The sequence below is a fragment of the Ruminococcus sp. genome, assembly GCF_024684275.1.
This window is the reverse complement of the sequence record NZ_JAIKXF010000045.1, coordinates 1-13,854: the sequence shown is the minus strand read 5'-3', so window position 1 is coordinate 13,854 and position 13,854 is coordinate 1. Positions and strand designations below refer to the sequence as shown.

The following is a 13,854-nucleotide window of genomic DNA, read 5'->3' as shown; positions in this document are numbered from 1 at the left end:
TCCGCCTATGGTGAATGTTACACCTAAGCAGCTGGGAAAGAATGTCAGAATGAGCTTCGGTAAGATTACCGAGCCTCTGGAGATGCCGAACCTTATCGAGGTGCAGAAGAACTCGTATAAGTGGTTCAAGGAAGAAGGTCTGCGCGAGGTATTCCGCGAAATGACTGCTATTACCGACTACAACGGCAATCTCGTCCTCAACTTCAAGGACTACCGCTTTGACGATACTCCCAAGTATTCTCTCGCAGAATGTAAATCAAGAGGAGCTACCTATCAGGTCGCAATGAGAGCGACTGCAACCCTTGCCAATAAGGAAACAGGTGCAGTCAGCGAAAGCGAGATATATATGGGTGACTTCCCGCTTATGACAGACAGCGGTACCTTCGTCATCAACGGTGCAGAGCGTGTTATCGTATCACAGCTCGTCCGTTCCCCGGGTGTTTACTACTCCTTCACCAAGGATAAGACGGGTAAAGACCTGTTCAGCTCTCAGATAATCCCTAACCGCGGTGCGTGGCTTGAGTATGAGCAGGATTCAAACGACGTTGTTTACGTTCGTATAGATAAGAACAGAAAGATACCTCTCACTACCTTCATCAGAGCTCTCGGCGAAGAGGGTACAGATGAGGAGATATTCGAGACCTACGGCGATGATGAGCGACTCAGACAGACTATCCTCCAGAAGGATCAGACCAAGAATCGCTCGGACGCCCTCATAGATGTTTACAAGAAGCTCCGCCCCGGCGAGCCTCCTACGGTTGAAAGCGCAGTAAGCCACCTCAATAACCTCTTCTTCGAGGCTAAGAGATATGACCTCTGCCGCTTCGGACGCTATAAGTACAACAAGAAGCTGGGTATAGCTTCACGTCTTTCAGGCAGAACTCTTGCTGAGCCTATCGTAAATGAGATGACAGGCGAGATACTTGCTGATGCAGGCGAGACACTCACATACGAAAAGGCTTGTGAGATCGAGCAGGCAGGCGTTTACAGCGCATTCGTAAACGTTGAGGCTAAGGAGTACTACACTGACGACCGCGGCGAGACCAATATCCGCATGGTCGAAAAGACTGTCAAGGTCATCGGCAACGGCATGGTAGACATCAAGGGTTATGTTGATTTTGACGCTGAGAAGTACGGCATCAACGAGAAGGTATCTTTCAATGTGCTCAAGGACATCATTGAAAATGCTGCTGATGCTGACGAGCTTGAGGAGACCATCAAGAAAAAGGCTGACGAGCTCTCACCTAAGTATATAACACTCGACGATATCAAGGCTTCTATCAGCTACTTCCTCAACCTCTGCGAGGGCGTTGGTACTGTTGATGATATCGACCATCTGGGCAACAGACGTATCCGCTCGGTCGGCGAGCTCCTCCAGAACCAGTTCCGTATCGGCTATACACGTATGGAGCGCGGTATCCGTGAGAGAATGAACCTCCAGACTCAGGACGTGAATACACTCACTCCTCAGACTCTTATCAATATTAGACCTATTTCTTCAGCTATGAAGGAATTCTTCTGCTCCTCACCACTTTCACAGTTCATGGATCAGAATAACCCTCTTGCCGAGCTTACTCATAAGAGACGTCTTTCAGCCCTCGGTCCCGGAGGTCTTTCAAGAGACCGTGCAGGATTTGAGGTACGTGACGTTCACTACAGCCACTATGGAAGAATGTGTCCTATCGAGACTCCTGAAGGACCTAACATCGGACTTATCTCCTATCTGGCTACTTTTGCGAGAATAAATGAGTACGGCTTCATCGAGGCTCCTTACAGAAAGGTAGACAAGACTACAGGCGTTGTAACAAATGAAGTAGTTTACATGACTGCCGATATGGAGGATAACTTCGTTGTTGCTCAGGCAAACGAGCCTCTCACAGAGGACGGCAAGCTGGCAAGACCTCGTGTAAACGCACGTTTCCGTGAGCAGATACTTGAGTGTCCGAGAGAAAACGTTGACTACATGGACGTTTCTCCTAAGATGGTAGTATCTGTTGCTACATCTATGATCCCATTCCTCGAAAACGATGACGCGAACCGTGCTCTCATGGGCTCTAACATGCAGAGACAGGCTGTTCCGCTCCTTAAAACAGAGCGTCCTTTCGTTGGTACAGGTATGGAGTACAAGGCTGCCGTTGACTCGGGCGTATGTGTAGTTTCCGACTATGACGGAAAGGTAACATATGTTGACGCCGACAAGATCACTATGGTTGACACAGACGGAGTTGAGCATAAGTATGAGCTCATCAAGTTCAAGCGTTCCAACCAGGGTACCTGCGTAAACCAGAGACCTATCGTCTCAGCAGGTGAGGAGGTCAAGAAGGGACAGGTGCTTGCAGACGGTCCTGCAACTGCTGACGGCGAGATCTCCCTCGGTAAGAATGCCCTCATCGGCTTCATGACATGGGAAGGCTACAACTACGAGGACGCTGTTCTCCTTAACGAAAGACTTGTAAGAGAAGATGTATTCACATCTGTTCATATCGAAGAATACGAGATTGAGTGCCGTGATACAAAGCTCGGTCCAGAAGAAATAACAAGAGATATCCCCAACGTCGGTGATGACGCACTGGCTAACCTGGACGAAAACGGTATCATCCGTATCGGTTCTGAGGTTAATTCAGGCGATATCCTCGTTGGTAAGGTAACACCTAAGGGTGAGACAGAGCTTACCGCTGAGGAGAGACTTCTCCGTGCTATCTTCGGTGAGAAGGCACGTGAAGTACGTGATAACTCCCTTAAAGTGCCTCACGGCGAATCGGGCGTTATCGTTGATGTAAAGGTATTCACAAGAGATAACTGCGACGAGCTCTCAGCAGGCGTAAATATGCGCGTTATCTGCTATATCGCTCAGAAGCGTAAGATCACTGTCGGCGATAAGATGGCTGGTAGACACGGTAACAAGGGTGTCGTTTCACGTATACTCCCTGAGGAGGATATGCCATTCCTTCCTGACGGTACACCTCTCGACATCGTACTCAATCCTCTCGGTGTTCCTTCACGAATGAACATCGGACAGGTACTTGAAGTACACCTCGGTATGGCTTGTAAGGCTCTGGGCTGGCACATCATGACTCCTGTATTCGACGGCGCTCATGAGGGCGATATCCGTGAATGCTTCAATATGGCAAATGAACACGCTAAGGAGCACAAGGACGATATGTTCGAGCTCAAGGCTATGGATAAGGTCATCAACCCCAATGCTCTGGAATTCACAGAGGATTGTAAATTCACACTTTACGACGGACGTACAGGTGAAAAGTTCGATAACCGCGTAACGGTGGGCTATATGTACTACCTCAAGCTCCACCACCTCGTTGATGATAAGATACACGCTCGTTCAGTAGGTCCTTACGCACTGGTTACACAGCAGCCTCTGGGCGGTAAGGCTCAGTTCGGCGGCCAGCGTTTCGGAGAAATGGAAGTTTGGGCTCTTGAAGCTTACGGTGCTGCTTACACCCTTCAGGAGATCCTTACTGTCAAGTCAGACGATACTATCGGACGTGTCAACACCTACGAGGCTATCGTCAAGGGACAGAACGTTCCTACACCTGGTATCCCTGAGTCCTTCAAGGTACTTATCAAGGAAATGCAGTCACTGTGTCTCGACGTTAAGGTGCTTGACGAAAATCAGGAGGAGATCGATCTCACTCAGAACTTCGATGACGAGGATCCGATGCCTTCACGTTCCTACGATGACGAGGATACAGTTGACAGCTCAGACTTCAATGAGGACGATCTGGGTGATGCAGGCTACGGTATCGAAGGCGAGGACGAGGACGGCGACCTTGATATGGTCGACGGCGAAGACGATTTCAGCTTCGATGAAGATGAGGACGACCTCGGTCTCGGTGAGGACGATGATGTTCTTGATCTCGGCGATGATGACGGCGACGGCTTCAGCTTCGATGACGAGGATTGATCACAGGAAAACGAATAAATTAGCGGATACGAATAAAGTATGACTGCGGTCTGAGCTCTGCATGAGCAGAGCAGACTGCGGTATATAATTCCGAATTAACATATCAGGAGGTAGCAGTTTGGAATTTACAACTTTTGAATCGATAAAGATAGGTCTTGCGTCCCCCGAGCAGATCAGAAGCTGGTCTCACGGCGCTGTTGAAAGACCTGAAACTATAAATTACAGAACTCAGAAGCCTGAGCGCGACGGTCTTTTCTGCGAGAGGATATTCGGCCCTACTAAGGACTGGGAGTGTCACTGCGGAAAGTTCAAGAAGATACGCTTCAAGGGCAAAATATGCGACCGCTGCGGCGTTGAGGTAACAAGAGCAAGAGTAAGAAGAGAGAGAATGGGCCACATCGAGCTGGCTGCTCCCGTTTCTCATATCTGGTACTTCAAGGGCACACCTTCCAGAATAGGTCAGGTGCTTGAGGTATCTCAGAAGAGACTTGAGGAAGTTCTCTACTTCACAAAGTATATCGTAACAGATCCGGGCAACACAGAGCTCCTCAAGAAGCAGCTCCTCTCAGAGAAGGAGTACCTCTCATATTTAGAGAAGTACGGCGACGACTTCAAGGCTGAAATGGGCGCCGAGGCTATCAGAAAGCTCCTCAATGAGTACGATCCTGCAAGATACGATACCCACAAGCAGAGACTTGTTGAAATGGGCAAGGTATCTCTCGGCGGAAAGAAGATCGAGTGCTTCAATAAGCCTACAGAGTGCGAGTGTGAGGAGTGCCAGAAGTTCAGAGAGTTGGAGGACATCGACTGGAGAAACAACCTGGAGATCGTTGCTGACGACCTGAAGGCTGAGCTGGTTGGTCTCCCGAGCGGTCAGAAGAAGGTAAAGCTTCTTAAAAGATTACAGATAATCGAGGCATTCCGCCTTTCGGGAAATAAGCCTGAGTGGATGATACTCAGCGTAGTTCCTGTTATACCGCCGGATATCCGTCCTATGATCATGCTGGACGGCGGACGTTATGCAACATCAGACCTTAACGATCTCTACAGACGAGTTATCAACAGAAACAACCGTCTTAAAAGAATGTTAGAGCTTGACGCTCCTGACATCATCGTAAGAAACGAGAAGCGTATGCTTCAGGAAGCTGTTGACGCTCTCATTGACAACGGCAGACATGGCAGACCTGTTACAGGTCCGAGCAACCGTGCTCTCAAATCTCTTTCCGATATGCTCAAGGGTAAGCAGGGACGTTTCCGTCAGAACCTTCTCGGTAAGCGTGTTGACTACTCAGGACGTTCGGTTATCGTCGTAGGACCTGAGCTCAAGATGTATCAGTGCGGTCTTCCAAAGGAAATGGCACTGGAGCTCTTCAAGCCCTTCGTATTAAAGAGACTTGTCGACAAAAAGGCTATAGCTAACATAAAGAGCGCAAGAAAGCTCATTGACCGTGCCGACAATAAGGTATGGGACGCTCTGGAGGACGTTATCAAGGATCACCCTGTAATGCTCAACCGTGCCCCCACGCTTCACAGACTCGGTATTCAGGCATTCGAGCCTATCCTTGTTGAAGGCCGTGCTATCAAGCTCCACCCTCTCGTATGCTCTGCGTTCAACGCTGACTTCGACGGTGACCAGATGGCTGTACACCTTCCTCTTTCAGCAGAGGCTCAGGCTGAGGCAAGATTCCTTATGCTTGCTGCAAACAACCTGCTCAAGCCGTCAGACGGTAAGCCTGTTGCCGTTCCTTCACAGGATATGGTACTCGGTTCATACTATCTGACTATGGATAAGCCCGGCGAACCCGGCGAGGGCAAGGTATTCCGCGACGTTAATGAAGCTCTTATGGCTTACAACGAGCATGACGTATCTCTCCACGCCAACATCAAGGTAAAGATCACAAAGGATATCGGCGACAAGAAGGTATCCAAGATAATCGACGCTACAGTCGGCAGACTTATCTTCAATGAGAATATCCCACAGAACTTAGGATACGTTGACAGAACCAACTCCGACAAGCAGTTTGATCTTGAGATCGCATTCCTCGTTGGAAAGAAGCAGCTCTCAGACATCATCGAGCGCTGCATAAAGATACACGGCACTACAACTACCTCCGAGGTACTTGACCGAATCAAGGCTCTCGGTTATAAATACTCCACAAGAGCAGCTCTTACCGTTGCTGTCTGCGATGCTACTATACCTCCTCAGAAGAAGGATATACTTGCTAAGGCTGACGCAGAGGTAGAGCAGATCACAAACGAATATGAGTACGGATATATATCCGCTCAGGAAAAGACCAAGAAGATCATCGCTCTCTGGACTAATACCACTGACGATGTTACTAAGGCTCTGAAGGCAAACTTCGATAAGTACAATCCTATCTGGATGATGGCTGACTCAGGTGCCCGTGGTTCTATCTCACAGATCAGACAGCTTGCAGGTATGCGTGGACTTATCGCCAATACCTCAGGTACAGTCATCGAGATCCCGATCAGAGCTAATTACCGTGAAGGACTTAACATCTTGGAGTACTTCATCGCTTCCCGTGGTGCGAGAAAGGGACTTGCTGATACCGCTCTCCGTACCGCTGACTCAGGTTACCTTACACGTCGTCTCGTTGATGTTTCTCAGGACGTTATAATCCGTGAGGAGGACTGCGGAACTACAGACGGTATCGAGGTATTCGAGATCAAGAACGGCAACGAGATAGTTGAGCCGTTTGAGGAGAGACTTGTTGGAAGATTCCTCTCTGAGGACCTCCGCGACGAGTCAGGCGAGCTTATCGTATCACGCAACAAGCTCATCACTGACGCTGACGCTAAGAAGATAGTTGACAGCGGCGTTGAGAGAATAAAGATACGTTCTGTACTTACCTGTAAGTCAAGAACAGGCGTATGCTCAAAGTGCTACGGTGCAAACCTTGCATTCAACAATATGGTATCAGTCGGCGAGGCTGTCGGCGTAATCGCTGCTCAGTCCATCGGTGAGCCTGGTACACAGCTTACAATGAGAACCTTCCATACCGGTGGTGTTGCTTCTGCCGATGCTGAAGATATCACACAGGGTCTTCCCCGTGTTGAGGAACTCTTCGAGAGCAGACGTCCAAAGGGCGCAGCTATCCTATCCAGAATTGACGGTAAGATACACATCGAGGAAGTCAAGACTACAAGAAATATCATCGTTACCAACGATGAAACAGGCGAATCCGAAAGCTATATGATCCCATACAACCTGAAGATAAGAGTTCAGGAGGGCGAGGTCATCGAAAAGGGCACACGTCTTACAGAGGGTAACATCTATCCTGCTGATATTCTCAATATCCTCGGTACACAGGCTGTTCAGAACTACATCATCAATGAAGTTCAGAAGGTTTACCGCTTACAGGGTGTTGATATCAACGATAAGCACATCGAGGTCATTGTTCGTCAGATGCTCCGCAAGATCAAGGTAGAAGAAACAGGCAGCAGCTATCTGCTTCCGGGGACTCTTGTTGACAGTAAGGAGATCGACGCTATCAATGAAGAGCTTCAGGCTCGTATCGACGCAGGCGAGTACGATGTACAGCTTGTTCAGACAAGTCCTGTTCTTCAGGGTATCACAAAGGCTTCATCAAATTCAGACAGCTTCATGTCAGCGGCTTCATTCCAGGAGACCACAAAGGCTCTTACAGATGCTGCTATCAGAGGCAAGAGTGACCGACTCCTCGGACTCAAGGAGAACGTTATCATCGGTAAGCTCATTCCTGCAGGTACAGGTATGGAGTGCTACAGAAACGTTGAGGTCGTTAAAAACGAAGGCTACGGCGAACATAATAACGCTGCACCTATCGCAAATCAGATATAATTCAAAAGCTCCCGAGGTCATTCTTCGGGAGCTCTTTTTAATTAGTAGGGGACGCCGCCCTCGGCGTCCCGTTAATTTAACAATTATTATAACGGGCTGATTAGGCATCAGCCCCTACACATAGTCGATATAGATACATTTATTTGGTATTATCAACTCTAAACTTTCAACTCTCAACTTACAATGCATATCCTGTCCGCCTGCTGAATATAATTCAGTGAGGTGAGATGTATGAAAAAAATCATAGCAGCTGCCTGTGCAGCTGCTTTTTTGTTTTCGTCAGGCTGCTCGGCAATGCCTTTAAACAGCGGCTCAGATGTACTGAGGGAGTCATTGCCCCCGACAACTGAGAAGCTTAGCTATACTCCGCTGAACTACACAAATCAGGTGGGAATGTGGCTGCCGTATGTGAGGTTTCCCGAAATAATGCAGGGAAAAAGCGAGGAGCAATTCCGTAAAGCCATAAGGGAGCTCCTACAGGACGCAGCCGCAGAAAACGTGAATACGCTGTATTTTCACGCCCACCCAATGGGTGACGCTTACTATCGCTCGGAGATATTCCCGAAGGGAGCATATCTGGACGGAGACTATGATCCGCTGCGTATCGTTCTTGACGAGGCACATAAGCTGGGAATATCTGTCCACGGGTGGATTAATCCTCTCCGCCTGCAAACAGAGGAGGAAATGAACAGGCTGTCCGATGACTACATTATCAAAAAGTGGATAAGCGCAGGTGAACCCTATGTAAGGACTGTCAACGGGCGCTGGTACCTTGTACCCTCCTATTCCGAGACTGTGGAGCTTCTTGAGGCTGCGGCAGGGGAGATACTGGATGATTATGATGTTGACGGCCTGCATATTGACGATTATTTTTACCCCACAACCGATGAGGAATTTGACCGCGCGGAGTTTGAAAAAAGCGGCATTACAGACCTCAACGAGTGGCGCACCGATACTGTCAGCCGATATGTCAAAGCGCTGTATGACACTGTGAAGTCACACGACGAAAGACTGCTTTTCGGAATAAGTCCGCAGGGAAGTATTGACGGGAATTACAGTACACAGTACGCAGATGTAAGACGCTGGGGAAGCGAGAGCGGCTTTGCGGATTATATAGTTCCGCAGATATACTTTGGCTTTGAAAACGAGTGCTGCCCGTTTCTGCCGACTCTTGCACAGTGGGAGGAACTTGTCGGCAGCGGAGTTTCGCTGATAGCAGGGCTCGCACCATATAAGCTGGGCAGAGAGGACAAGTGGGCAGGAGCAGCAGGCGAGCTTGAATGGATAAACGATCCGGACATAATTGACAAGCAGATAGCCGCCGTAAAGAACTCAAAAGCTGACGGATATGCGCTGTATTATTAAAATAGGAATTGCAGAAATAATTTGCTGATATTGTACAAAATGCTGCGCTCTCTCTTGACATATTGCTCAATGAATGGTATAATATACGTATTCGGGGCATTAGCGCAGTTGGGAGCGCATCACACTGGCAGTGTGGGGGTCAGGGGTTCGAATCCCCTATGCTCCACCACAGGAATATTATACAAACCCTTTCTATTATAGTCATGGCTTTGCCATAACATTGTGGTTTGTAAACAGTAAAAAATAGGCGTAGAGTTTTATAACTTTACGCCTATTTCTTTTGAATATAGCATATCGCCTTTTCTATTACCGTTATTTGAAAGGCAGTTACTGACTAATATATTATCCCTCTACTATACTTAGATACTTGTAAATGGTTGGATATGACAATGAGCAAAGGCGTGATAATTCTTTTTTATTCAGCTCACCTTTTTTATATTTGGGATAGTGTTTATAGAAGATACTCGGGATATTATCAGCTGTAGTTGAAGGACGTCCAATTTGTTTTCCCTTTGCTTTTGCATTTTCCATTCCGCTTTTTACACGTTGGCTTATGATATTTCTTTCAAGTTCACTGAAAACGCCCATCATTTTTAGCATTCCCTCTGTCATAGGGTCAAGCTCTCGGCTGCAATCAACGATAAAAGTTCCAAGTATCAGTTTCAGATGTTTAGTTTTAGCAAGTTCGATTATTTCGCAAAGCTGTTTTGTACTTCTTGTAATTCGACTTACTTCTGTTGATATAATAGTATCACCTGTATTTACGATTTTCAGAAGTTTTTTAAGTTCAGCTCGTTCCGTATTAATACCGCTTTCGTATTCAAGATATATCGTTTCATCTGTTGCACCGTATTGTTTTAGTTCGCGGACTTGTCTGTTGATATCCTGCATTTTCTCATTTGTCGAACATCTTGCATATCCATATATCATAATACCGACCTCCAAAGTTAAATGTGTGTATTAATTATAAGATATAAACGAAAAGAAGTCAACTGTTTCTTTTATAAAAATAGCCGTAATCATATTCGATTACGGCTGCTTTTATATTATAAGAAATTATAAGCGAAAAGAGATGTATTATTTTATATTACATTGCTTTATGTCAAACGGTTTTTATATATTCATTAAAGTTTATTTTTTCTTTAGTTGATATATAAGCGTAGTATGACAAAATAATAGATGCGTCTACGGCATTGATTGAGCCGTCATGATTTACATCTGCTGCTTGTTTCTGAGTGTCTGTGAAATTACCATTTTTATTAGTAGAAATCATAGCATAATAAGTAAGCACGGTAGAAGCGTCAACAGCATTTATGAGATTATCGTTATTGACATCTCCAAGATTATATGCTACAGATGTAGTAGTTGTAGTCAAAGTGGTCGTTGTCGTCTTTGGTGTAGTAGTTGTAGTCGTAGTAGTTGAGGTAGTCGTCACGGGTTTTACAGTAACCTTGATTTGCACAACATTTGATTCGGAATCTATTGCAGATATAGTTGCCGTTCCTTCGCCTATTGCAGTAATTACTCCTTTTGGAGAAACAATAGCGACTAATTTGTTGTTAGACTCAAAGGTTACGTCTTTTCTATTTGCAGTAACCGTGTATTGTTCTCCATTTGTAAGTGACAGCGTGCTTACATTTACTGACAACGGTATCATTGTTGTGGTAGTAGTTGTCGTGGTACTAGTAGTGGTTGATGTAGTTGTAAGCTCTCTGACGGTTACATTTATTTGAGCAACATTAGAGTCAGAGTCGATTACGGAAATGACAGCGTTTCCTGTTCCGATAGCTTCTATAACACCTTTATCTGATACTATGGCTACAGTTTTATTATTTGATTGATAGGTTACATCGCTTCTGCTCGGAACAATTGTATATTGCTCTCTGTTAGCTAATGTCAAGGTCGTTTCTTTAACAGTTACAGGTGGTATTGTTGTAGCAATTGATTCAGGTCCTATATAAGCAATTACAGTAATTGGCTTATTATCTTTGCTTTTTAAGGGAATATCATTGTAGTATAGGGGAATTTGATATTCAGATTTTGTTGTTCCCTTTTTATAAATACTTTGTGGAGTTTGTGTACCAAAATTTACTTGATCTGTTATATCATTAACTGTTTCCCATTGCTTAGTTATGTAAAATGCACCATTTTCAGTATATCCTTCTGTATACATTAAGTGTTCAGTTACTTCTTGAATTTGATTTTTATCAAACTCTGTTTCATCTCCTGAATAATCAGCAGAAACAGTTTTGGCTGTGGCATAAGTTTTCATGATAGATGTTGTTATATTATGTGTAGTTGTTGTTGTGGTGGTTGTCGTTGGCTTTTTAGTTGTGGTTGTAGTACTTGTTGTCGTTGTTGTAGTGGTGCTTGTAGTCGTTGTTGTTGTGATTACAACATCTGGGTCAATTTCCCAAGCCAAAACAGGATAACCATTTTCTTGATATACAAAATATGGTCCTAACTGCTCAGCAAAGCTTTCTTTTTTCATATTTGCTTCGCTTTTGGCAACGGCGGTATCATCGCCTTGCCAAACTCCCCTTATTGATGATGCACTCAAATAGTAGCAGTTCGTTATCTTTGCTGTTATTCCTGTACCAAGAATTGCGTTTCCAGATTGTCCGCAATTATAACTATTAGAAATGCATACATTCTCAATTTGTGGTAAATAACCAGCTATTCCACCACCTAATGTGCTTCCACCATTGGTTATAGTTCCCATATTATATGTATTTGATATTTCTATATAAGAATTATCGTTTTCTGAATCTCCTGTTCCACAACCAATTATACCGCCAGTTTGGTTACCACCAAGTATATCGCCATAGTTTGCGCAATTTATAACTTTACCATTTATTATTTTACCGCATATGCCACCATTGTAACCTGTAGTGTTTATATTGCCATAATTGATACAATTTGCAATTTGACCATTATATAATACACCACATATTCCACCTATACTTTGAGTATAGCCGACAACAGTATTATTACTCTTTTTTAATAATCTATGGATATATATGTTAACCTTATTTTTGCAATTTTCAATTTCGCCATAACATATTGAACAAAAACCTCCTGTTTGATAATCTTGCTCGTTTGGATTAAAAATAGAGATGATAGCGTTGGGTGATTCTTGAATGTTATATTCATAATATATATTTCCAGATATTTCACAATTTATTATTTTGGCATTGGTTTCCTTGTTACCATTATTTTGTACAAATGCACTGTACGCAGTAGCATTTACTTTAGATGAAGAGAATGAATTTATTGTATGATGTGTGTAATAATTTTTTATATTAAGATTTTTGATAGTATTTAAATTAGTTTCAAATAAACGTGATGTTAAGCCATAAATAGTATGTCCTTGCCCGTCAATAATAGCCCTGTTTATTTTTCCACTAGATGTATATTTTATGTCTCCTTCTTCGTCCCATTGATCATAATTAGATATATCATTCATGTATATATCCTGATCTATGTAAATTGTCTGGTTAGATTTTATCTTATCTTCGCTTGAAAGTGACATTAACCCCATAAGTTCTGCACTAGTTGATATATGAAACTCAGTTTCTTCTGCGTCAAACCAACCTCTATCAACACTTCCGTCCCAAATAGTTATTTCATTATTATCTTCGGCTGAAACTGTTTGAAATGGGACGATAGTTATACACATAATTGCAGTTATCAGCAGTGATATCATTCTTTTAATACTCATATCCTCACCTCATTTTTATTTGATTACACAGCTTTCACACTTAGGATTTCGCTTAGTACAGAATCCATTTGAGCAGTAAGACCAAAGAATATAGTCTGTTTCTGCGATTCCTCTGCCAGTAGCTTTTGCAATATCAGCAACAATATCAAAAGCAGCAAAAGGCGGAACGGTTTCGCTGTTATATAAGCCGAGACGCTTACAGCACAGTATACGGCATATATGCCTGTCTGGCTTAGCTATATCATAGCCTACATTTCTAAGATATTCTGCAGTTAAAGCAATTCCAAGCTGAGCTATTTTATTCTCACTGTCTGGGTGTGATAAAGTACATACCAAAGATTTTAGTGTATTATCCTTGTCTATAAATGTTTTGTAGAATCTATCGACACTTCCGTATTTTGTTTCAAGCTGCTGTAATCTGGGAATATTGTTATTGATAAGCGCTTTCATTTGTTCATTTGTGCCTTTTCCTATGCAATGTAGTTCTTTTATTTCATTTGTGAGTTCCTCGGGGGAGCATTTTAGCAGATACTCCACATCATAATTATGAAAAGCAGTATCAATATCATTCAATTCACCATTTTCGTCAGTATTATACTTATCTACACGATTCCATGATATACCTGAGCTGAGCATTGAATATACCATTGCTTTTATATGATCGGTGATAGTAAATATACCGCCATTTTTGCGTTTATCAATCTGATGTTTGATAAATGTAGTCTCCCAGAGAGCTGCTGTATTTTTAGTGTATGTCCTGTTTTTATCATTCATTTTTATTAGAATAGTGGCTATGTTATGATTCATGGAAAGTCAACTCCTTACATAAAAATCTCAGGCATTACATTTAATGCAAGGCAAATGGTTCTAAAGTCAGATAGGTCTAATATCTCTCTGCCGCTAAAGATATTGCTGAGATGTTCTTCTGAAATATCGGTTTTATGCGATAATTCGGATAATGATATGTTGTTTTCATCAAGATATTTTTGGATTTTTTCAAATACT

Annotated in this window: 7 protein-coding genes and 1 tRNA gene; 4 read left to right on the top strand and 4 right to left on the bottom strand. The window is 43.8% G+C overall.

Annotated elements, in window-relative coordinates; translation table 11 throughout:
- Positions 1-7 precede the first annotated feature (7 nt).
- The 4 genes from rpoB (at position 8) to K5677_RS04670 (ending at position 9,297) form a co-directional block, all read left to right on the top strand.
- Positions 8-3,922, top strand: a complete 3,915-nt coding sequence (gene rpoB / locus K5677_RS04685; RefSeq protein ID WP_296725258.1) for a DNA-directed RNA polymerase subunit beta — start codon at positions 8-10, stop codon at positions 3,920-3,922.
- Positions 3,923-4,040: 118 nt separating this feature from the next.
- A complete protein-coding gene (gene rpoC, locus K5677_RS04680; RefSeq protein WP_296725257.1) occupies positions 4,041-7,763 on the top strand; it encodes a DNA-directed RNA polymerase subunit beta' in 3,723 nt (1,240 codons plus the stop codon).
- 231 nt (positions 7,764-7,994) lie between these two features.
- Positions 7,995-9,128 carry a family 10 glycosylhydrolase gene (locus tag K5677_RS04675; protein ID WP_296725254.1) on the top strand — a complete coding sequence of 378 codons (1,134 nt, stop codon included), beginning with the start codon at positions 7,995-7,997 and terminating at the stop codon, positions 9,126-9,128.
- 93 nt (positions 9,129-9,221) lie between these two features.
- A tRNA-Ala gene (locus K5677_RS04670) sits at positions 9,222-9,297 on the top strand.
- Positions 9,298-9,470: 173 nt separating this feature from the next.
- On the opposite strand, the gene K5677_RS04665 is transcribed toward K5677_RS04670, so the two are convergent.
- From K5677_RS04665 to K5677_RS04650, 4 genes are all read right to left on the bottom strand, one after another.
- On the bottom strand, positions 9,471-10,058 hold the full coding sequence (locus K5677_RS04665) for a recombinase family protein (protein WP_296725252.1): 588 nt from the start codon (positions 10,056-10,058) through the stop codon (positions 9,471-9,473).
- A 172-nt stretch (positions 10,059-10,230) separates the two neighbouring features.
- A complete protein-coding gene (locus K5677_RS04660; RefSeq protein WP_296725250.1) occupies positions 10,231-12,849 on the bottom strand; it encodes a dockerin type I domain-containing protein in 2,619 nt (872 codons plus the stop codon).
- Between the two features lie 15 nt (positions 12,850-12,864).
- Positions 12,865-13,656: a hypothetical protein gene (locus tag K5677_RS04655; protein ID WP_296725248.1), complete on the bottom strand. Its 792-nt coding sequence runs from the start codon at positions 13,654-13,656 to the stop codon at positions 12,865-12,867.
- Between the two features lie 14 nt (positions 13,657-13,670).
- Positions 13,671-13,854: helix-turn-helix transcriptional regulator (locus K5677_RS04650; RefSeq protein ID WP_296725245.1), on the bottom strand; the 184-nt coding region annotated here is incomplete at its 5' end.